The 20,774-nt window shown below is 73.3% G+C and carries 16 protein-coding genes; 8 read left to right on the top strand and 8 right to left on the bottom strand.

Annotated features, from left to right (window positions below; genetic code table 11):
- Window positions 1-9: 9 nt before the first annotated feature.
- Both E0504_RS40130 and E0504_RS40125 read right to left on the bottom strand, forming a co-directional pair.
- The gene (locus E0504_RS40130) at window positions 10-1,440 is read right to left on the bottom strand and encodes an SDR family oxidoreductase (protein ID WP_243657844.1); all 1,431 of its coding nucleotides are present in this window, start codon (window positions 1,438-1,440) and stop codon (window positions 10-12) included.
- A gap of 205 nt (window positions 1,441-1,645) precedes the next feature.
- Window positions 1,646-2,782: a glycerophosphodiester phosphodiesterase gene (locus E0504_RS40125; RefSeq protein ID WP_112105207.1), complete on the bottom strand. Its 1,137-nt coding sequence runs from the start codon at window positions 2,780-2,782 to the stop codon at window positions 1,646-1,648.
- A gap of 338 nt (window positions 2,783-3,120) precedes the next feature.
- On the opposite strand from E0504_RS40125, the gene E0504_RS40120 reads away from it, so the two are divergent.
- Window positions 3,121-4,260: a hypothetical protein gene (locus E0504_RS40120; RefSeq protein WP_368672054.1), complete on the top strand. Its 1,140-nt coding sequence runs from the start codon at window positions 3,121-3,123 to the stop codon at window positions 4,258-4,260.
- Window positions 4,257-5,948 carry a VWA domain-containing protein gene (locus tag E0504_RS40115; protein ID WP_131626943.1) on the top strand — a complete coding sequence of 564 codons (1,692 nt, stop codon included), beginning with the start codon at window positions 4,257-4,259 and terminating at the stop codon, window positions 5,946-5,948. Before E0504_RS40120 ends, E0504_RS40115 begins: the two co-directional genes overlap by 4 nt.
- Before the next feature lie 154 nt (window positions 5,949-6,102).
- Here the strand turns inward: E0504_RS40115 and E0504_RS40110 are convergent, their stop codons facing one another.
- Window positions 6,103-7,605 (bottom strand): N,N-dimethylformamidase beta subunit family domain-containing protein, encoded by a 1,503-nt coding sequence (locus E0504_RS40110; protein ID WP_112105210.1) that lies wholly within the window; start codon window positions 7,603-7,605, stop codon window positions 6,103-6,105.
- 301 nt (window positions 7,606-7,906) lie between these two features.
- Here E0504_RS40110 and E0504_RS40105 point away from each other — a divergent pair, with 301 nt between their 5' ends.
- The 4 genes from E0504_RS40105 (at window position 7,907) to E0504_RS40090 (ending at window position 13,931) form a co-directional block, all read left to right on the top strand.
- A complete protein-coding gene (locus tag E0504_RS40105; protein ID WP_112105205.1) occupies window positions 7,907-8,941 on the top strand; it encodes a S1C family serine protease in 1,035 nt (344 codons plus the stop codon).
- A 431-nt stretch (window positions 8,942-9,372) separates the two neighbouring features.
- Window positions 9,373-11,169: a DMT family transporter gene (locus E0504_RS53735; protein ID WP_112105204.1), complete on the top strand. Its 1,797-nt coding sequence runs from the start codon at window positions 9,373-9,375 to the stop codon at window positions 11,167-11,169.
- 198 nt (window positions 11,170-11,367) lie between these two features.
- Window positions 11,368-12,009 (top strand): MarR family winged helix-turn-helix transcriptional regulator, encoded by a 642-nt coding sequence (locus E0504_RS40095; RefSeq protein ID WP_071065755.1) that lies wholly within the window; start codon window positions 11,368-11,370, stop codon window positions 12,007-12,009.
- Complete coding sequence (locus E0504_RS40090) at window positions 12,006-13,931, top strand: DHA2 family efflux MFS transporter permease subunit (RefSeq protein WP_131626942.1); 1,926 nt, start codon at window positions 12,006-12,008, stop codon at window positions 13,929-13,931. Before E0504_RS40095 ends, E0504_RS40090 begins: the two co-directional genes overlap by 4 nt.
- Here the strand turns inward: E0504_RS40090 and E0504_RS52740 are convergent.
- Together E0504_RS52740 and E0504_RS52735 are read right to left on the bottom strand one after the other, a co-directional pair.
- A complete protein-coding gene (locus E0504_RS52740) occupies window positions 13,910-14,266 on the bottom strand; it encodes an SCP2 sterol-binding domain-containing protein (RefSeq protein WP_235013730.1) in 357 nt (118 codons plus the stop codon). The two genes, E0504_RS40090 and E0504_RS52740, sit on opposite strands and share 22 nt — an antisense overlap.
- Entirely contained in the window at window positions 14,244-14,609 is a 366-nt protein-coding gene (locus tag E0504_RS52735) for a helix-turn-helix domain-containing protein (RefSeq protein ID WP_235013728.1), read from the bottom strand. The genes E0504_RS52740 and E0504_RS52735 overlap by 23 nt, the downstream gene beginning before the upstream one ends.
- Window positions 14,610-15,016: 407 nt before the next feature.
- Here E0504_RS52735 and E0504_RS40080 point away from each other — a divergent pair, with 407 nt between their 5' ends.
- Together E0504_RS40080 and E0504_RS40075 are read left to right on the top strand one after the other, a co-directional pair.
- On the top strand, window positions 15,017-15,763 hold the full coding sequence (locus E0504_RS40080) for a class I SAM-dependent methyltransferase (protein WP_131626941.1): 747 nt from the start codon (window positions 15,017-15,019) through the stop codon (window positions 15,761-15,763).
- A gap of 244 nt (window positions 15,764-16,007) precedes the next feature.
- Window positions 16,008-16,673, top strand: a complete 666-nt coding sequence (locus E0504_RS40075) for an HD domain-containing protein (RefSeq protein ID WP_112105201.1) — start codon at window positions 16,008-16,010, stop codon at window positions 16,671-16,673.
- Here E0504_RS40075 and E0504_RS40070 read toward each other — a convergent pair.
- Genes E0504_RS40070 through E0504_RS40060 form a run of 3 tightly spaced genes read right to left on the bottom strand, consistent with a single transcriptional unit; the run spans window position 16,658 to window position 20,693 of the window.
- On the bottom strand, window positions 16,658-18,034 hold the full coding sequence (locus E0504_RS40070) for an AAA domain-containing protein (protein WP_235013727.1): 1,377 nt from the start codon (window positions 18,032-18,034) through the stop codon (window positions 16,658-16,660). The genes E0504_RS40075 and E0504_RS40070 overlap by 16 nt on opposite strands.
- Window positions 18,031-19,518 carry a hypothetical protein gene (locus E0504_RS40065; protein ID WP_112105200.1) on the bottom strand — a complete coding sequence of 496 codons (1,488 nt, stop codon included), beginning with the start codon at window positions 19,516-19,518 and terminating at the stop codon, window positions 18,031-18,033. Before E0504_RS40065 ends, E0504_RS40070 begins: the two co-directional genes overlap by 4 nt.
- Complete coding sequence (locus E0504_RS40060; RefSeq protein ID WP_131626940.1) at window positions 19,515-20,693, bottom strand: hypothetical protein; 1,179 nt, start codon at window positions 20,691-20,693, stop codon at window positions 19,515-19,517. Before E0504_RS40060 ends, E0504_RS40065 begins: the two co-directional genes overlap by 4 nt.
- Window positions 20,694-20,774 lie beyond the last annotated feature (81 nt).

Genomic DNA, 20,774 nt, shown 5'->3' with positions numbered 1-20,774 from the left:
GGACGGCGGTCATCGGGACGTCCTCGTGACCGGCTCGCGGACGGACCGCCGCTCGCGTTCCCGACGGGCCCGGGCCAGTGCCTCGAGCCCGTCGCCGGTCGCGGTGGACGGCCGGGCGTCGGCCAGCTCGGGCTCTACCAGGTCACCGACACCGAGGGCGGCGAGCAGGTAGTCGCGGTCGATCCGGCGCCCACACGGGCGCTCGCCCAGGACGGTGCGGGCCCGGGTGTCGTCGAAGGTGTGCCGGTGCCGCAGATAGGAGGAGAAGCCGGGCAGCAGGTCGACCATCCGCTCGACGCGCGTCTGGTCCGCGGGCGGCTCCGGGACGGCGACCAGGTGCGCGGGGAAGAAGCCCTCGAACAGGTCGATGATCTCCGGCAGCGTGACCTCGGTGTCGCCGACGATGTGGTAGGTCGCGACACCGGCGGGCCGCGCGACGGCGGCGGGCTGCGCGTGGTCGGCGATCCGCACCATGTCACGGGCCGCGTCCTCCACCGCCATCACGTTGAGTCGCGCCAGCGGGTCACCGACCACCCGCACGGTCGGGCGCGGGGCGCCGTCCAGCTCCTCGGGGGTGAGCGTGACCTCGGCGGCCATCGAGACGATCATCATGACGGCCCGCGCGACCACGTCCAGGGTGTGCGGCGGGAGATCGGGGCTCGGCGGGAGGTCGGTGAGCAGCAGGCTCGGGCGGAACACCACCGCCGGCCGGCCGTGCCGGGCCGCCCACTCCCGCACGAGGACCTCGCCGTCGTGCTTCGACCGCTCGTAGGCGTTCTCGAAGCCCTCCGACGCGTCCAGGTCGTCCTCGTAGACGACCCGGGCGGACCGCGCACCGGCCACGAACGCGGTGCTGACATGGAACAGCGACGGGCGGCGCGGGCCGGCGGTGACCAGGTCCAGCACGTGCCGGGTGCCGTCGACGTTGGCGCGGTGCAACTGGCCGGGATCGCCGGCGAGCGCGGTGTCCGCCGCACTGTGCCACACCGCGTGAACGTCCTCGGCCAGCTCGCGGAACGCCCGGGCGTCGAGTCCGAGCGCGGGCTGCGCGACGTCGACCTCGACGACCCGGATCCGGCGCGGGAGGTCGGCGAGCAGCGCCGGGCCGGCGCCGGTCGCGATGAGGAAGCGCCGGACCCGGTCGAGCGCGTCGGGCGAGCCGGCGTGCGCGAGCAGGATCAGCCGGCGCCCCCGGTCGAGCAGCTCGCGGACGAGGCGCACGCCGAGGAAGCCGGTACCTCCCGTGATCGCGACCGCGCCACCGGCCGCCCGCGGGACCGTGCCGCCCGGCGCCTGTGCCGCCTCGTCCGCTCCCTCGTCACCCGCCGCCCGCGGGTCCGCGCCGCCGGTCGCATCCATACCGGTCACCCCCTGCCGGTTTGACCACCCGACGGGCACCGGGTCGTCGACCGACCCCACCCCGCCACCAAAAGGCACCATCACGCACCGCTGCATTTTCCTTACGAGCAGTACCCACTCCGGCCTCGTGCGTACCCGCGCGGGCGGAAGGGACGGTTCGCCCGCGCGGGTCGACGGGGCGGGTCGACGGGGCGGGTCGGGGACTAACGCCGGGCGGCGGCGTGGGCCGGGGCTGGCCGGGGCGGCGGGGTGTGCGCCAAGGGTCGGCGCGGGGCGCGCGGGCGGATCAGCGGCGCGCCGCCTCGGCGCGGGCGACGACGCCGACGTCCGCCTGATCGGTGAACAGCCCGTCGATGCCCGCCCGCAGGTAGGTCACCTGCTCGTCGATGCCCCGGCCGAAGTCGCTCGGGCTGGTGCCCCGCCGCAGCTCCCCCGGCAGGAACGAGTTCTCGGCGCGGAACGTGTACGGGTGCACCAGCAGGCCGGCGGCGTGCGCGTTCGCGACGAGCGGTGTCGGTGCGCCGAGTTTCCCGTCGGTGCCGACCGGGATGACCTGGCCCTTCTCCGGCCCGATGCCGTTGGCGTAGGCCGCGATCGCCTTCAGGCCGGCGGGCGTCACCAGGTCGGCGTACGTCCGCGGGTCACCGGCGGCGACGAGGTCGTAGGGCGCCCCGCTCGCGCTCAGCAGCTGGACGGCGGACGTCCGCAGCCCGAGGCGGCGCAGCTCCGCCAGGTTCGTCGTCTCGAAGGACTGGACGAACACCGGCGCGTTGCGCGTGTTCAGGCCGTAGCGGTTCAGCAGGTCCAGCAGCCGCTTCTCCAGCGGGAGTCCGGCCTTCTGGAAGTACGTGGGGTGCTTGGTCTCCGGGTAGACGCCGATCTCGCGGCCGAGCTCCGCCGAGAGCCGCTTACGCAGGTCGAGAACCTCGATGAGGGTGGGGATCTCGAACCGCCCGTCGTACATCGTGTTCTCCTGCCGGATCGCCGGCAGCCGCTCCTTGGCGCGCAGCGTCCTGAGCTCCGCAAGGGTGAAGTCCTCGGTGAACCAGCCGGTGACCGGGATGCCGTCGAGCGTCTTCGTGGCCTTGCGGGCGGCGAACTCGGGCCGGTCGGCGACGTTCGTCGTGCCGCCGATCTCCGGCTCGTGCCGGCAGACGAGCTGGCCGTCCTTCGTCGCGACGAGGTCCGGCTCGACGAAGTCGGCGCCCAGGCGGGCGGCGAGCTCGTAGGAGGCCAGGGTGTGCTCGGGCCGGTAGCCCGAGGCGCCGCGGTGCCCGATCACCAGGATCCGGTTCCCCCGGCCCTGAGCCGCCGCGGACGGTGCCGCCGCCGGCGCGGCCACCGCCGCCGCTGACGCGGCCGGCGCCGTGGCCGCGACCAGCGGCGCGGCGGCGAGCCCGGCTATGAGACCACGCCGGCCCACGCCGCGCCGGCCGTTCCCGGTGCTCGTGCCCGTCCCAGCGCTCGTGCCTGTCTCAGTGCTCGTGCCGGGCCCGTCCGGGCCGGGGAGATCCACCCCGCGAGACGCCACAGATCCTCCAACGCGGCGGCGGCGGCTCTCGCCGACGGCGCGTGCACCCAGCGAAGCAATCACCGCGAACGGCGGCATAGATCGAACATTGACCGGCGTGGTCGAACTCCGGTCCAGCCCGCGAACCATCGGGGTGGGTCAGACCACGCGAGGGCGACATTCTGGTGAACTCCCGGTGCCGTGTCGCACGAACGACACGGCCGCGCCGCCTGATCCATGACGATCACCCCGTGCGCCCGATCCGTGACGATCACCCCGTGCGCCCGGCCCGCGTTCTCGGAATCGCGCTCGCCGTGCTGCTACTGCTGGCGGGGGTCGTCGTGCTCGCCGTCGTGCCGCGGCTCGGCGGGTCCGGCGGCGAGCTCACCACCGTCCGTGCCCTGGTGGGATCGGAGAAGCGGTCGTTCCTGAACGATCCCGACGTCACCAAGGCTCTCGCCGACGCCGGGTACCGGCTCGAGGTCGACGTCGCCGGCAGCCGGGACATCGCCACCAACCGGGACCTGACCGGCTACGACCTCGTCTTCCCCGCCAACACCCCGCAGGCCGACCGCATCCTCCGCGACCACGGCGTCACCCGGTCCAGCATGCCGTTCTCCTCGCCGATGGCGATCGCGACGTTCCGGCCGATCGCCGACCTGCTGACCCGCGCCGGGGTGGTGCGGGCCGAAGGCGGCACGTCCTACTTCGACATGCGCGCCTACCTGGATCTGGTGGCCGCGGGAACCCGCTGGTCCGACCTGCCGGGCGCCGACGCCGTCTACCGGACGGACCGCTCGGTGCTCATCGGGTCGACGGACGTCCGCACGTCGAACTCGGCCGCGCTCTACCTCGCACTCGTCTCCTACGTCGCGAACGGCGACGAGGTCGTCACCGACGCGCGCACCGCCGACCGGATGGCGGATCTCGCCGCCGGCCTGTTCCTGCGCCAGGGCTACCTGGACGCGACGACCGCCGAGCCGTTCGACGACTTCCTCTCCATCGGGATGGGCAAGGCCCCACTCGTGATGATCTACGAGGCGCAGTTCCTGGAACGGGTCCGGGCCGCGGACGGCTCGATCACCCCGGACATGCGTCTTCTCTATCCCACCCCGACGGTCTACGCCCGGCACACGGTCGTCCCGCTCACCGACGCCGGGAACGCGGTCGGGACGCTGCTCACCACCGACCCCGAGCTGACCCGGCTGGCCGTCCGGCACGGGTTCCGGCCGAGCGACCCCGCCGCCGCCGGCGCGGAGCGCGAAGCGCGCGCCTCGAGCGCGGCGACCGGCCCCGCCGAGCTCGTCGACGTCGTCGAGCCACCCAGTCAGGAGATCTCCGAACGCATGATCGACCGCATCGAGGCCCGGTACGAGGAGGGGGCCGGATGATCCGGCGGAGCCGGATGATCCGGCGGGCCGCAGCCGGGCTGGCCGCACTGCTCGTGGCCGGGGCGATCGCCACCGCCTGCTCGGGCGGCGGTGACGGCGGTGACCCACCGCCGGGACGTCCTGGCGGCACCCCCGGGGCGCTGCGGGTGCTCGCGGGCTCGGAGCTGCGCGATCTCGAACCGCTGCTCGACGAGTTCAACGAGCAGACCGGCATCGAGGTCACGATGGAGTACACCGGAACCCTTGACGGCGTCGACCGGATCGCCGCGCGCGACCCGGCGGTCGACGCGGCCTGGTTCGCCTCCGACCGGTACCTGCGACTGGCCCCCGAGGGCAGGAACGCGGTCATCGACCGCATGACGACGATGATGTCCCCGGTGGTCATCGGCGTGCGCCCCGAGCTGGCGCGCCGCTTCGGCTGGGTCGGGAACCAGTCCGTCACCTGGGCCGACGTCGCTGCCAGGGTCTCGTCGGGCGAGCTGACCTACGCGATGACGAACCCGTCGGCGTCGAACTCGGGCTTCTCCGCCCTCGTCGGCGTCGCCGCCGCGCTCGCCGGCACGTCCGACGCGCTGACCCTGGACGACATCCGCCCGGCGGAGCTCACCGCGTTCTTCCGCGGCCAGGTGCTCACCGCCGGCAGCTCCGCCTGGCTGACGGACGCCTTCGCGACCACCGGCACACAGGCCGGGGCACAGCCCGGCGCACAGCCCGGGGGCCGGGCTGGCACACAGGGCGGGGGCCAGATCGGGGGAATGATCAACTACGAGTCGGAGCTGCTGACGCTGAACGCCGGCCGGCTGCGCTCGACGCCGCTCACCCTCGTCTACCCACGGGACGGGATCATCACCGCCGACTACCCTCTGCAGCTGCTGCGCGGCGAGCGGCGCACCGAGTACGAGCGGCTGGCCGGCTGGCTGCGCACGCCGGAGATACAGCGGCGCATCACCGCGCTGACCCACCGCCGCCCCGTGACACCGGGAGTACGCATCGACCCGGCCCCGTGGCCGGTGCGTGACCTTCCCGCCGAACTGCCGTTCCCGGCGACCCGCGCCGTCGCCGACCACCTGCTGAGCTCCTACCTGGACGAGTACCGCCGCCCCAGCCACGCGATCTTCGTCCTGGACGTCTCACCGTCCATGGAGGGCGAACGACTGGCGCTGCTGCGCACCACCCTCAAGGGGCTCGCCGGGACGGACGACAGCCTCTCCGGGCGGTTCACCCGGTTCCGCGGCCGCGAACGCGTCACCCTGATCACGTTCAGCGGTGCCGTGCATGACACCCTCGAGTTCACCGTCGACGACCCCGAGCCGGGTTCGGCCGGCCTGACGGCGATCTCCGCCGCGGCCGACGGGCTGACCCTGGGCTCCGGCACGGCGATCTACACCGCGATGACCTCGGCCTACTCCTACGCCGAGACCGCGGTACGCCGCGAACCGGACTTCCTGACCTCGATCGTGCTGATGACCGACGGGGAGAACAACCAGGGGGTCGACGCGGACGCCTTCCACTCCTCCTATACGGCCCTGCCCGGGACTGCACGGGCGGTGCGGACGTTCACCGTGGTGTTCGGCGACGCCCGGGTCGAGGAGATGCGCGACATCGCGCAGTGGACCGGCGGCGAGATGTTCGACGCGCGGTCGTCGTCGCTGCCCGAGGCGTTCCGCGAGATTCGCGGGTACCAGTAGCGGCGCCCCCAACGGGGCGGCCCCGTACCGCGTCCACGCGGACTTCAGCGAAGGCCGGCTTGATTGTTCCGGCCCGCCTGCGCTTCGGCGGGTGGTCGCCGACGGGATGTCGCCTGCGCCGATCCGGGCACGAGCAGCACGGCGTGCGCGGCGCTCAGCGTTCGACCCCGTCGGCCTTCTCGCGGTAGTCGGTCGGCACGGCGCGGGCCGCCGGGTGCGCCCGCCCGGCGGTGCCGGCGGCGAAGGCCCGGAGCAGGTTCGCCGTGACCTGGGTGGTGAAGGCCCGGGGCGCCGGGCCGTGGACGCCGGGACCGCAGACGTCGTTGAGGGCGCACACCCAGGCGCTGGTGCCGGCGTCGAAGACACCGGCACCGGAGGGCGCCGTGTAGTAGGTGACGTCGGCGAAGTCGGGATCGTCCCGGCAGGTCACCGGCGAGTGACCGAGCACCTCGATCTGGCCGGGGGTTGGCACCGATGCGTCGACCCGGTCGTACTCGGGCCCGATCACCCCGGGGATGCGGTCGCCGGTCGCGGTGCCGGTGCCGGCCAGGAGCCAGTGCCGGGGGTTCCACACCGTCATGTCCGCGTGGGCCGGATTGCACTGGTACATGCCGCCGGTCAGTGAGCTCTCCGGGTCGGCGTTCGGTGGGGAGGGCCAGTTGGCGGTGATCCGTGAGTTGTCGACCCCGTACAGTGGGTCCTCGGCGGCGATCTTGTATCCGGCCTGGGTCCGGTTCGGCCCGGTTGGCGACGCCGACAGGCGGATACGGCGGTACACCGCGTTCGCGCCGAGGAACGCGATGTTCACCCCGCGGTCGCGTGCCGCCGTCAGCGCCGCGCGCATCTCCCGGCTGTAGTACTCGTCATGACCCAGGGAGATCACCGCGCGGGCCCCGTCGAGCAGGTGCGGGTCGGCGTGCAGGTCGATGTCCGTCGCGTACCGGACGGGCAGACCCAGCCGCTCGGCGAGCATCACCAGCGGCTGCTCGTTGCCGGTGAAGTCCGCGGCGCCGTCCCCGAAGTCGTAGGGCCGGTCGAAGGAGACCACCTTGGCACGGTCGGTGAACCGCCCGGACGGTCCGTGGTAGAGGCTGTAGCCTCCCCAGGCGTTGTAGGCCTGCCAGGTGGTGACCGCGTTGAGGATCACGATCCGGCCCGGCTGCGCCGGGCCGCGGACGGTCAGCGGGACGTAGGCCTGCCAGCCGTCGGCGTCGTCCAGCCGGATCAGGTAGTCGCCCGCCGGCCAGGACGACGTCGCGAACGTCGTCGTCTGCCGCCATGACGTGGCGATCGTGTTCGTTCCCGGCGCCGGGCCCGGCACCGGCTGCCGGACGCCCGGCAACGGGCCCCGATGCTCGACCAGCCGGCACCCGTGACCGTCGTACCAGCCGACCCGGAAGACCGACACCGTGAGCGTCTGCGCCGTGGTCGACGAGAACAGCCGCACCGGCTCGCCGGGCGCGACGCTGGTCCGGTCAAACCAGCCCTCGACCTGGTGGGCGGTTCCCAGCCGCGCGAGCCCGCAGTCTCCCGGCAGCTTCGCGTTCTCCGCGCGCACGTCCAGACCGCCACCGGCATCCGCGCCGGATGGCCGGGCGGCTCCGCAGGCTGTGAACGCACCGCACAACCCCGCAACCGCCGCAGCGGCCGCGAACATCGCCACACCGAGCCGCGGCCGGCGACGTCCCGGTCGGCAATCGACGACAGCCCGCACGGGCCAGATCTCACCAAGCGTGGCTGGCAGTCACCGACAGCGACACGCGTTCGCCAGGCCGTTCGTTCTTCTCCTCGACCAGGGAGAGCGGCTCGGGGCGGAAGCCGTGACGGGCGCTGATCGCAGTCCCTGGCCGCGTGACCATCCGTTCGCCGCTGGTGTGCGAACCGGGGCTGGACGGGGCATCTCTGTCTGGTCCGGGGCGCCGGCGGAAGCGCACAAGGAGCGACGGACGGGGACAGCGATGGAATTCGGACCGCACGCCAGACATGGCCGGGCAGCGGAACTGCTCGTCTGCCTGCTCGCGCTGATCTCGTTCCTGGTGGCAGGCGCGTCGGGACAGGCCGGGGCGGCGTCCGGGGCGGTCGCGGCGGGATCGGTGGACGTTCCCGACGTCGTGTCCCGGGTCGAGCCGTCGGTCGTCACGATCATCGCCGGGTCGGAGCTGGGCAGCGGCGTCGTCTACCGGCAGGACGGCGTGATCGTCACCAACCAGCACGTCGTCGCGTCGGCCTCGAACGGGTCGGTGCAGGTGGCGTTCGCCGACGGCCGGCGGATGGCCGGGGACGTCCAGGCCGCGGACGAGATCAGCGACATCGCGGTGGTCCGGGTCGATCGGACCAGACTGCCGGCGGCGACATTCCGCCAGCAGCTTCCGCGGGTCGGCGAGCTGGCCGTCGTCATCGGCAGCCCGCTGGGGCTGGAGAACAGCGTGACCGCCGGTATCGTTTCGGGGCTCAACCGCATCCTGCCCGCCTCCGGCGGTGGCGGGGGCAGCCCGGCGGTCGACCTGATCCAGACGGATGCCGCGATCTCCCCGGGCAACTCCGGCGGGGCGCTGTTGGACGGTCAGGGACGCGTGGTCGGCATCAGCGAGGCGTACGTACCGCCGCAGAGCGGCGCCGTCTCCCTCGGATTCGCCATCCCGTCGGCGACGGTGGTCGACGCGGTCCGGCAGCTCCTCGCTACCGGCAAGGTGCGGCACGCCTTCGTCGGCGTCCAGCTCACCACCCTCCAACCCCAGATCGCCGCGACCCTGGGGCTGGACGTCGACAGCGGGGCGCTTGTCCTGGACGTCACCGACAACAGCCCCGGGCAGAAGGCGGGGCTGCGTCCCGGGGACGTGATCCTGTCCTTCGACGGCAAACCGGTCTCCTCCGCGGAGGACTTCAGCGCGCGGCTGCGGGCGGTCGCCCCCGGGGACACGGTGGCCCTGGGGATCGACCGCGACGGGAACAACCGGCAGATCCAGGTCACGGTGACGGACCAGCCGACCTGAGCGTGCGCCGATCTCACGGAGGTGGCCGCGGCATTTCCGCGAGCCGCCCAGCACCCGCCCGGACTCAGCGCCGCGTGGATGCCGCACGTGCCCCGACCGGGTCCACTCACGGAGGAGGGCCGCTCGCCCAGAGGTGCCGGTCGCGACAGCGTGAGCTGGGCCGCCGCGCACCGTCGACGGGGGGCGCGACCTCGGCTCCCGCGTGGCCGTGGGTCGGGGGGCCGTCCCATACTGTTGCCTCCGGCGTGGCCTGCGGGCCCTCACCTCCGCGTGCGTCGGCGGTCAGAAACGCGAAGAGACCACCAACCGGACACGGCTGGATCAACCACCTGTATCCGGTGGTGATCCTCCGGAAGGCGCCTGCCACGGTGTTCCGTGGATCGGGCAGGATGTTCACAGACAGCGCCGCCCGGCGCGGGACGAGACTAGAGATGGTGACGACCTACCTGCTGGGCCTGGTATCCGCGGTGTGCTTCGGCGTATCCGCGGTGATCCAGCAGCGTGTCGCGTTCCACGCGCCGCCCGAGAACGTGCTGCGGCTGAGGCTGCTGCTCTGGCTGGTCCGCCGTCCGCTCTGGGACGTCGGCGTGTGCCTCTCGGCGATCGGCACGTTCGCGGCGGCGGCCGCGCTGGCCCGCTCGACGATCGCGTTCGTCGCCCCACTTCAGGTGTGCCAGCTGCTGTTCGCGCTGCCACTGGCGGCCGTCTGGGCCCGAAGACGGGTTCCGCGGCGCGACTGGGCCGCCGCGGCCGCGACAGCGCTCGGCCTGGCGACCTTCCTGCTGGCCGGGGATCCGCACCAGGGTGATGTCGACGCGGCGACGACCGTGGGCTGGATCCTCACCGGCGCGTCGGTGGGCGGCCTGGCCATGTGGGCGGTGCTCGGCACCCGCCGGCTGGACCCGGCCCGCCGCGCCACCATGCTCGCCGGCGGGGCCGGCCTGCTCTCCGCGCTGCAGGGGGCCCTCGTCGGCGGGGTCGGCAGGCTCGTGGAGACGTCCGGGATCGGCGCGCTGCCGACCTCGTGGCAGACGTACGCGGTGGTCGTGGTGGCGCTGACCAGCGGCCTGCTCCTGCAGAGCGCCTACGAGATGGCCCCGCTGCCCGCCTCGCTGCCGGCCGCCGTGAGCATGGAGCCCCTCGCCGGCGTCGCCATCGGCGTGTTCCTGCTCGGCGGGATGCTGCGGGTCGGGCCGCTCGCCGTCGCCGGGCAGATCGCCGGCCTGATGATCATGATCTTCGGGGTGCGGACGCTCGCGACCTCGCCGCTGGTGACCGGGCAGCTGTCCCGGCTGCGGGCCCGCCAGTCGCAGGGCCAGCTCTCCCGGCTCGAGGACCTGCTCCACCGCGACCTGGAGACGCTGCGCACCGACCTGAGCCGGGGGCGCCGCGCCAGCACCGACCGCGCGCAGCGCCGGCAGTGCCGCCGCCTGCACAACGACCTCGACCGCATCCACTGCGAGCTCGCGAAGCTGGTCGACGACCGCGACCGGCTCGACGCCCGCATCCACTCGCTGCACACCGCCAGCGCGAAAGCGGCCACGATCTCCGGGCACGCGGCCGGCAAGGGCTCGGTTGACCCGGACTCGCCCGGGAAGCGCTCGGCCGGCAAGAGCCCGGCCAGCAAGAGCCCGGCCAGGAAGGGCTCGGGCGGCGGGGGCGCGGCCGGCGCCAGCAAGAAGGCGGCCGACCGGAGCGCGGCCCGCGGCCGGCGCGGGCCCGGCGGAACACATGAGGCCAACGGCCACTCCGGGCATCCTGGACTCGGGCAGCCAGGTCACCCTGGGCAGCCGGAGCTCGCCGGGCATGCCACCGCGGGGCGGCCGGAGGCCGGACCGCCCCGGGGGACGGCGCCGCGGCCCCGGCGTGCCCCCGGGATGGAGTCACGCCCGCGGCGGGCGGCGACCACCGCCCGCCTGCCCCGGGAGGGCCGGCCACTGGCGCGGGCCGCCGGCCCCGGCGGCGTGCAGGGTCAGCCGGGCGGCGCACCGGGCAACGGGCCCGGCCCGAACACGGGAAACGGCGCGAGCAGGGGAACCGGCCCGAATGCGGGCGCCGGCCCGCGTACGGGTACCGGTGCCGGCCTGGGCGACGCGGCGGACGTCCTGACCGATCACGAGCTCACCGAGTCGCAGCGTTCCCTGGACGCGCGGGCTGATGCGCTCCTCTCCCAGGCCGAGCAGCTCTCGCTGAAGGCCGACACGGTGCTGCGCTCCATGGTCCACTGATCACCAGGCCCTCTGACCAGACCTATCCTTGAGACACTGTGAGTCGGATCACGTAAACGCGGCGTGATGCGGGGTCGCCATTCGCCGGGGCATTAATTGTATGCTGCAGCCAATTGCCGACCACGTTAGCCGTCGCCGGTCGACGCCGGCGGTTCACGAGACACCGCGGCCACCGACGGCAGGGAGAGCTCCGCGAGCATGGACGAGACAGCGACCACAGACAGCAAGGCACCCGGCGGCAGGGCGCCCACGATCGCCACCGCCCCACACGACACCCCGATCGAACGTGAAGAGCAGGTCGCGCAGCTCGCGGATGATCTGGCCCGACTGATGCGCGGGCTCACCCGCGCCCGGGCCCAACTCCTCGCCAAGGCGCGCCACGACGTGGAGTGGGCGGCGCAGATCCTCATCTCGCACCTGGCCGCGGGCGGCCCGATGCGCCTCGGCGCCCTCGCGACCTCGGTCCAGTCCGACCCGTCGACCGTCAGCAGGCAGATCGCCGCGCTGGTACGCACCGGCTACGTCGAGCGGCGCGCCGACCCCGACGACGGCCGGGCGGTGGTGCTGTATGTCACCGAGGCCGGCGAGCAGGTCTACCGGGATCATCTCCAGGTTCGCAACGAGCGCTACCAGGGCATGCTCGCCCGCTGGAGCAGCGAGGACCTCGTCACCTTCGCCACCATGCTGCGCCGGTTCGGTGACGACATGGAGGCCCACCAGCCCGCCTGGACGACGAAGCCGACCAGCGCGCTGTCCGGAATGACAAGGACCCAGGACGCCCACGACGCACCCTCGGGCCACACCGGCACGGGTCCTTCGACCAGGGAGGACTGCCGATGACCGCCGAGACCGTGGCGCCGACGCCCGCGGCACCGAGCGGGGGGATGACCCACCGGCAGATCATGACGATCGTCACCGCGCTGCTGCTCGGGACGTTCCTCGCCGCGCTCGACCAGACGGTGGTCGCGACGGCCATCCGAAGCATCGGGGACGACCTGCACGGGCTGTCCGCGCAGGCCTGGGTGACGACCGCCTTCCTCATCACCTCCACCGTCACGACGCCGCTGTACGGCAAGCTGTCCGACATCTACGGCCGCAAGCCGTTGTTCATGCTCGCGATCTCGATCTTCATCGTCGGCTCGGTGCTGTGCGGGATCGCGTCCAACATGTACGTGCTCGCCGGGTTCCGAGCCCTGCAGGGCCTCGGCGCCGGCGGGCTCTTCGCGCTCGCGATGTCGATCATGGCGGACATCGTGTCGCCGCAGCAGCGTCCCAAGTACATGGCGTACTTCATGGCGACGTTCGCGACCTCCAGCGTGGCCGGTCCGGTCATCGGCGGCTTCCTGTCGGGCCGCGACAGCGTGCTCGGCCTCGCCGGCTGGCGATGGATCTTCTGGGTGAACGTCCCGATCGGCCTGATCGCCCTGGTCGTCGTCAACAGGGTGCTGCGCCCGACCACCCAACGGGGGTCGACGAAGATCGACTGGTGGGGTACGGGCGCGATCGTGGCCGCGGTCGTCCCGCTGCTCCTGGTCGCCGAGCGCGGCCGCGAGTGGGGCTGGGTCTCGATCGCCTCGATCGCCTGTTATGTGATCGGCGTCGCCGGCCTGGCCGGCTTCGTCTGGGCCGAGCAGCGGATGGGTGACGACGCGCTGATCCCCCTGCGGCTGTTCCGCATCCACACGTTCTCGGTGAGCTCGGCGCTCTCGATCGTCGTCGGTATCGGAATGTTCGGCGGGCTGGCCGCGCTCCCGCTGTACCTGCAGATCGTCAAGGGCGCGTCGCCGACCAAGGCGGGCCTCCTGCTGCTCCCGCTCATGCTCGGGGTCATGGCCGCGTCGATGACGTCCGGACGGCTGACGGCGCGCAGCGGCCGGTACCGCCGCTACCCGATCATCGGATGCGTGGCGCTGCTCGTCGCACTCGGCCTGCTGTCGTTCGTCGGCGCCGACACCCCCCTGTGGCAGACCGACCTGTACATGCTGCTGTTCGGCGCCGGGCTCGGGCTGAACATGCAGACCCTCGTCCTGGCCATGCAGAACTGCGTCGCGCCGCGCGACATCGGCGTCGCGACCGCCTCGGCGACCTTCTTCCGGCAGATGGGCGGCACGCTCGGGACGGCGATGTTCCTCTCGATCCTCTTCGGTGCCGCACCGTCCAGGATCGCCGACGCCTACTCGGCGGCGGAGGGCACCCCGGAATTCGCCGCGGCGGTCGCGGCGCACCCGGACCAGCTCCAGCAGGTCACGTCGAGTGGCTCGCTGGACGACACCGGTTTCCTCCAGTCCATCGAGAAGGCCATCGCCCACCCGTTCATGGTCGGTTTCTCCGACGCGATGGACGTGATGTTCCTGGTCGGCGTCGGCGTGCTCCTGCTCGGTCTGGTGCTGGCGCTGATGCTGCGCGAGGTCCCGCTGCGCACCATGTCCGGCCTCGAGGCCGCGAAGGCCGAAGCGGCGAAGAACGAGGCCGCCAGGCTGGCCGAGACACCTCGGCCGGCGGGGCCCGCGGGCACCACCGACTCGGCCGGCCTGGCGGAGTCGGCGGGTATGGCCGAATCGGTTGGTATCGCCGAATCGGCGGGCCTCACCGAGTCGGCGGGCATCGCCGACTCGGCTGACCTGGACGAATCAGACCTGGACGAATCGGCGGGCAGGGCCGAATCGGCCGATATGGACGAGTTGGCCGACGTGGCCGAGCCAGCCGGTGTGGCCGGCCCGAGGCCCGCGGCCGGGGCACCTCAGGGCGAGACAGCCTCCTGATCGCGGCGTAGCCTGCCCCGCCGCAGCCCCTCCGCGAAGGCGGTGGTGCTGAACCACTCCGGGAACGCCCGCACGAGTCGGGCGGGACCATGCAGGCGCACGTGCCCGTCCACCGTGAGCTCGCGGAAGGACGCGACCCCCACCAGCCAACGGTGCATGTGCGCGGTCTCGGCCTCGAGGGTCAGATCGACGTCCCGGCCCGGGTCCTCCCGGCACACGGTCACGGTGCGCTCGTCGATGTCGAGCCACCCCTCGGCCGCTCCTGCGCCGCTGAGGACAAGATGCACGATGGTCCGCCGGTCGGGCAGCGAGCTACCGACGGCGCACTGGTGCATGCGCCACATCAGGGCCAGGCCATCGCAGTCTTCGTCGCTCGGGTCTGCGAGCCGCCCACTGGCCGAGTGCCCAGACCACGGACGCCAGCGCCGTTCCGGCCGGAGTCAGCGAGTACCGGACCTGCCGCCCCGGCACGGCCGCGGCGCGGTGCACCAGGCCACGCCGCTCGAGCGTCCGCAGCCGCTGCGCAAGCAGGGTCCGACTCAGCCTCGGCAGGCCGCGGTGGATCTCGTTGAACCCGCTCGCGCCGATACTGAGCTCGCGGAGGACGAGGGGCGTCCATCGGTCCCCTACGACCTCGACGCCGACGGCGATCGGACAGTACTCGGCGTGGCGGGCCATACCCGGAGGGTCGCACCTGGGTGGACGCCGGCGGTAGTACAGATCCCGTACCGGTCCGCACCCCTGGCCCGCACTCACGGTCCCGCTCCCGCCTCGCCTTCGCCCGCACCGCCCCGCCCGACCCGTGCCCGACCCGTGCCCGACCCGTGCCCGTACCTGGCCTGGACAGGCCGTGGATGCGGGCGGCAGGCAGGCATCACAACACAGCAGGACAGGACCAGTACGGGATCGGTACTCGTCGGCTGGATCGTGCGCGACGCATCCTCGTGGCCGACGACGTCGTGCCCACACGGCGCCCCGCGGGAGGAGCACCTTCATGGCCACCACACAGACCCCACCGGCCCGACCGGACCTGGCCGACATCACGGACCCGGCAGCAACGGGTCTGGTCCAGCGGCAACTTCGCGATGGTCGCGTCCCGCATCGTGCTCACGAGTGAGCTGCTGGCCGACGCCGCCGACCTGCGGGCAGGCTGGCATGTGCTGGACGTCGCCTGCGGCACCGGGAACGCGGCCATCGCGGCGGCCCGGTCCGGGACGCGGGTCGTCGGCATCGACTACGTCCCCGAGCTGCTCGCGGACGCGCGGACGCGCGCCGGCGCCGAGGGTCTCGACGTCGAGTTCCGCGTCGGCGACGCCCAGGACCTGCCGGTCGACGACGACTCGTTCGACGCGGTCCTCAGTGCCTTCGGCGCGATGTTCGCTCCCGACCACGAGCGCACCGCCCACGAGATCGTGCGTGCCGCGCGCCCGGGCGGGACGGTGGCACTCGCGTCATGGCGACCAGACGGGTTCATCGGCGACATGTTCCGGGTCATCACCGCACGCGTCCCAGGCCCGCCCGGGGTGCCGTCCCCGCTGCTGTGGGGAACCGAGCCGCACCTCGCCGATCTCTTCGGCGGTGCGATCGCCGACGCCCGCTCGACCGAACGGATCTGCACCTTCCGGTTCTCGGCCGCGGAGGAGTTCGCGGAGTTCTTCCGACGCTGGTACGGGCCGACTCACGTGGCGTTCGAGTCGCTCGACCCGGCGGAGCGGAGAAACCTCGCGGCCGATCTCACGGACCTCGCGCGACGTTGGGACCGGTACCGCGGCGATCAGGACGCGGTCGCACTGCCGGCCACCTACCTCGAAACCGTGATCACCCTCCGCTAGGCCCGGAGCAACTCTCCACGCACGAGCAATGGAGGCACGGTAGGAATCAACCATGACCGCATCATTGTCAACCCGATAGATGATCGGACTCTGTTCACACCGCAAGATGACGCACCTACCCCCGAATCCGCGCACACTGAGGGCTGGCGCCGGTTCCCGGCCTGCCCGCGAGCCGGCGAACACCCGGACCGCGGGCACGGCGGGACGGCGGCCGGCAGGCGCGCAGGCAATACGAGGAGGCCAGGTGTCGCAGTCCCCGCTCTCAGGAGAAGCGAAGTCACAGCCCTCGCCGGGTGAACCGGTCGCCGTTCTCCCGTCCGCACCCGACTCGCGCCTCGCGCGGCAGCTCGCGTTCATCCTGGAGATCGACAAGCTCAAGTCGGTGCTGCGGCGAAGCGTGCTCGCCGACGGATCACGCCAGGAGAACGACGCCGAGCACTCCTGGCACCTGGCCATGATGGCCATCGTGCTCGGCGAGTACGCCGACGAGGAGGTCGACACCGGCCGCGTCCTGCGGATGCTGCTCGTCCACGACCTGGTCGAGATCTACGCGGGGGACACGTTTCTCTACGATCCCGCCGGGGCGGCCGAGCAGGAGGCGCGGGAGCGAGCGGCCGCCGACCAGCTGTTCCCCCGCCTGCCGCGGGATCAGGCCGTACAGCTGCGCAGCCTGTGGGAGGAGTTCGAGGCCCGGCGCACCCCCGACGCGCGTTTCGCCCGCGCCCTGGACCGGGTCCAGCCGCTGATCCTGAACTACGCGACGGGCGGCGGGAGCTGGCAGACCCACGGCGTGCGGGCCGAGGACGTCCTGGCCCACCAGCGCGTGATCTCCGAGGGCTCGCACGCCCTGTGGGAGTACGTCAGCCAGCTCGTGGGTGACGCCGTCCGCCGCGGCTATCTGGCGGCGTAAGCCGCGCCGCCGGCCTGGACGCTCCTGGACGCGAGGTGGGCCAGGACGGCCTGGTTCGCGGCCCAGCCGTCCGGGAACTTCACCGGCTCCCCCAGGTGCACCGGGTCACTGGTCGGATGGGTGTCGAGCAGGTCCCGGATGCCGGCCCGGGCGACCACCACACACGCCTGCCGGTGCCGGGAGGCGAGGACGCACAGCCGGCCGGCCTCCAGGTGGAACGCGGTCGCGTCCCGCCGCCCGGAAAGCGGGTGCAGCACCACGGTGACGTCGTACTCCCGCCCCTGCAGGCGGTTGGCCGTGTCGACAACGACCTGCCCCGGCCCGGCGCCGTCGGCGAGGTCACCGAGCGCCGCGCGGATGGCGACGACCTGGTCGCGATGGGCGGCTCCCACCGCGACCCGGTCGGGGGTGACGGCCCGTTCGTCGGTGCCCGATCGCGCGCTCGCCCCGCGTTCGACGAGCCGCCGGGCGACGTCGGCCACCGCGCTCACCGCTTCGGCGTCCGTGCGGACGGTGTGCCGGGCCGGCAACTCGAGCAGCCCCCATCCGGTCGCGGCGGCGAGGTCGAGCACCTCGTCGGCGGGGCCGCGGGCGTGGCCCGGGATCGTCAGGGCGCGTTCGCCGGGGCCGGTGCCCGTCCGGAAGCCGACGAACGGGTAGAAGGCGTCCGCGACGACCGACTGGGCGGTGTGCGGCAGGCGCCAGGAGACGGGCAGGCGGTGCACGGGCAGGTCGGGGTTCGCCCGCTGGAGCACCGCCACCGCGCTCTGGGTGGGGTTCCAGACCAGGCCGTGCCAGCGGTCGTTCGCGACCGTCGAGAACGGGTCGAGCTGGCCCGGGTCACCGACGAACAGCGCCCGCTCGAAGCGGGAGGCGATGGCCAGCAGGGTGTCCGAGCGCATCTGGTACGCCTCGTCGACGATGGCCCACGGCCAGGTCCCCTCCCGGACGTACGCCCACTTCGCCGCGGTGGAGATCGTCACTTCGGGATCACCGAGGCCGGCGATGTCGCTGGCGGTGACGATGTTCGGCAGGTTCGCGATGCGGGCCGAAGGCGCGTATCCCGCCCGGCCGAGCCGGCCGACCCGGGCGTGGGGAACCTCGTCGGCGAGCCGCGCGGCGAGCCGTTCCACCAGGTCGTCGACCTGCTCGTTGGTCTGCGCGACGATCATCAGCGGCTCGCCGGACCCGGCGATGACCGCGGCCGCCCGGACGACGAGGGTCGACTTCCCCGCGCCGGGCGGCGAGTCGACGATGACCCCGCGGCTGTGGCCGCGCCGCAGGTCGCCCAGAATCGCCTGGATGACCCGCTCGGCCTCCTCCGCCGCCGAAGCCGACGAGGTCACCGAAGCCGCGCTCACTCCCAGGCCTCCGCCGTGTCCTGCTCGCTCGGTTCGTAGGGCTGCGGTGGGCCGCCGTGCGTCCACGGGGTGTCCTCCGCCTCCGGCATGGTGGCGGAGCGGACGCCGTCCGCCAGCACGCTGCTGTAGCAGAGGCTTTCGCCGACCTCCGGGACGGAACCGGGGGCCGGCGCCGCCGACCGGCCCATCCCGTTCTGCGCCTCCAGGGTGACCAGGATGCCGGCGTCGCACGGCTCGAGGGCGGTGACGACGCACTCCTGCCGGCGGCGTCGGGTGGCGACGACCTTCATGCCGAGCGCCAGCCGGACCGGGTCCTCGGTGCGCAGCGTCACCAGCGGGCGGGTGACCAGCCGGCCCTTGCCGCGTCCGTTGGGCACCCTGCGATCACGGTCGACGGCGACGACCGAGCCGAGGAACGCCTCGCCGGTGACCCGGTGGTCGGCCATGACGAGCGGGTCGTCGAAGGCGCGTTCGGCGTCGTAGGAGGCCTGGGCCCGCTCCATCCGGTTCAGGCGGCGCGCGGCGGCGACCGCGCCGTCCCGCCGGGCCTGCGGCAGGCCCTCCTCGATCATGTAGGTGTGGAATCCGGTGTACCGGGAGCGGTCGACCTCCCACCGCCCCGGCACCGACGCGCCGCCGGGCAGCGCGCGGAGCCGGTCGAGGGCGCGCCACACGAGGTCCCAGGTCGGCCGGAGCTGGCTGTGCAGCGCCTCTTCCAGCCGCTTCACGGCGTCGGGCAGCTGGGACGGGTCCGTCACGGCGTCGTAGGCCGCGATCGCTGGGGCGAGCACCTCGTTGTCGAACCCGGGGTCGGTCGTCGGGCCGGCCGGCGGGCAGTGTCGAGGGTCCTCGGCCAGGCGGGCCGCGGCCGGGCCGTCGGCGCCCGCGGGCGGGTCGATCCAGCCCATGAGCGCGGCGAGGTTCGCGTCCTCCAGCGCGCTCTGCCCGGTCGCCCAGTGCAGGGAGAGCATCTCCGTGGCCGCCGGCATCAGGGACGAGCCGGGCACTTCGGCCCGCTCCGCGAAGAAGGTGAGCCACCGGCCGAGCAGTGGCACGCTCGGTTCCACGGCGTAGTCGCCGGTGGTCGCGCGGAACCGGGTGGAACGTCCGAAGAGCCGCACGAACGCGACCCCGGCCTGGTTCGGGACGATCAGCTGCGGCGCGTCGACGCTCCGTGGCCCGTTCGTGAGCTCCTCGATGTCAGCGGCGAAGCCGAGCACGTAGGGGAGGAAAATCTCGGCCAGGCGGGCGGCGAAGGTGAACCGCAGGTCGCGGTTGCGGGGCTGGGGCACGACGAGCAGCTCCGGGCGCTCGCGTTCGGTGCCCACCATGGCGGCCAGCGGCGCGTTCGCCTCACCGGCCATCGCCAGCGGCACGAGAATCAGCGGGCGCGCGGCGAGGTGCACGTGCCGGACGGTGGCGGTCGGCACCGCGGTTCCGGACGCCGCCGCCAGCGCACGGGCGTACGAGCTGATCGCCGTCATGGGGTCGGGCCGCGATCCCCCGCCGCGTGCTCGGTGGCGGGTCCCGCCGCGAGTCCCGCGGCGTACATCCGGGCTGTCGTGCGCAGCCGGTCGGCCGCCTCGGCCTGGTCCGCGGTGGGTGCACGGGTGCCGGCGGCGAGCTCGAGCACCTCGGTGACGGTCTCGACACCGCCCAGCTCCTCGCGCACGCTCGCGCCGAGCGCGGCGGTCCGGCCCGCGGCCTCGTGCCGGCATCGGAACGCCAGCTCGCACATGGAGAGGCAGTCCGGCGTGTACCGGGCGTCGAGACGACTGAGCCCGGCGGCGAGCTCGGCCGCGGGGCGGGTCGGCCGGCCGTCGGGCCCCGGCGCGAGATCGAAGGTCAGGTCCGGCGGGAGCGCGGCGACCAGCGCGTCGACGGCGCTGAGCCGGGCGAGCTGATGGTCGAGGACGAGAAGTTGGCGCCGGACGTCGATCCTGGTCGCCATCGGGGCGTTCGAGAAGTCCCTGGGGCACACCAGGACCACGTCATGGGACACCGCGTCCGGCCGGCCGAGCAGCCGACGCAGCGCCAGGACGTAGACCGCGGCCTGGATGGCGGCCGCCGCGACCTTCTCGCCCTCCGCCTGGCCGTCGATGACGGGAAAGGACTTGATCTCGACCACGTGGAACAGCCCGCCGGGACGGACGAGGACGAGGTCCGGTTCGAGGTGGACGTCCTGGCCGCCGACGGCGAGACGCAGCAGCGGGTGGGTGATCAGGACGGGCCGGTCGGTACCGCTGGCCGTGCGCAGCGCGGCGACGGTGCGTTCGTGGCGCGCGGCCAGGGTCTCGTTGGGCTCGGCGTCGCCGGTGACGAGCAGCGGCTCGCCCGCCGCTGTTCCCCCGGGCTCGGTCCCCCCGGGCTCGCTCCCGAGGCACTCATGGAACATGCGGAGCAGGTCGGCGCAGCCGTCGGCCTTGACCCGGGCCTCGAAGACGTTGCCACGGACGATCGCGAAGCGCGACTGGCCGAAGGCGGCCGGGAAGCCCACCTGGCGGGCGAGGAGGTCCTTGTCGACGCCGGCGGCGTCGAGCACCCCGCGGCGCGCGCAACCCGGATTGCGGGTCAGCGCCGCGATGGTCCGCGCGTCGTGCCGCCTGGGCGGGGCGGAGCCGCGGATGCGGTCAAGGCGTGACTCGGTCCGGTCCTGCACTGACTCACCCGGATGCACTGACCCACCCTCATGACGGCCGTCGTCGCGGAGCAACCGCGGGCAACGATGCCGCCGGCGGGG

This window comes from Parafrankia sp. BMG5.11 (assembly GCF_004337455.1).
Note: the sequence above shows the minus strand (reverse complement) of the source record. Positions and strands in the feature narration are given on the sequence as shown.

Excerpts from the sequence above, each read along its gene's own strand:
- E0504_RS40130 (WP_243657844.1), bottom strand. The coding sequence starts at position 1,440 with ATGGTGCCTTTTGGTGGCGGGGTGGGGTCGGTCGACGACCCGGTGCCC.
- E0504_RS40115 (WP_131626943.1), top strand. The coding sequence starts at position 4,257 with ATGATCCGGCGGAGCCGGATGATCCGGCGGGCCGCAGCCGGGCTGGCC.
- E0504_RS40110 (WP_112105210.1), bottom strand. The coding sequence starts at position 7,605 with ATGTTCGCGGCCGCTGCGGCGGTTGCGGGGTTGTGCGGTGCGTTCACA.
- E0504_RS40105 (WP_112105205.1), top strand. The coding sequence starts at position 7,907 with ATGGAATTCGGACCGCACGCCAGACATGGCCGGGCAGCGGAACTGCTC.
- E0504_RS53735 (WP_112105204.1), top strand. The coding sequence starts at position 9,373 with ATGGTGACGACCTACCTGCTGGGCCTGGTATCCGCGGTGTGCTTCGGC.
- E0504_RS40095 (WP_071065755.1), top strand. The coding sequence starts at position 11,368 with ATGGACGAGACAGCGACCACAGACAGCAAGGCACCCGGCGGCAGGGCG.
- E0504_RS40090 (WP_131626942.1), top strand. The coding sequence starts at position 12,006 with ATGACCGCCGAGACCGTGGCGCCGACGCCCGCGGCACCGAGCGGGGGG.
- E0504_RS52740 (WP_235013730.1), bottom strand. The coding sequence starts at position 14,266 with ATGCACCAGTGCGCCGTCGGTAGCTCGCTGCCCGACCGGCGGACCATC.
- E0504_RS52735 (WP_235013728.1), bottom strand. The coding sequence starts at position 14,609 with ATGGCCCGCCACGCCGAGTACTGTCCGATCGCCGTCGGCGTCGAGGTC.
- E0504_RS40080 (WP_131626941.1), top strand. The coding sequence starts at position 15,017 with ATGGTCGCGTCCCGCATCGTGCTCACGAGTGAGCTGCTGGCCGACGCC.
- E0504_RS40065 (WP_112105200.1), bottom strand. The coding sequence starts at position 19,518 with ATGACGGCGATCAGCTCGTACGCCCGTGCGCTGGCGGCGGCGTCCGGA.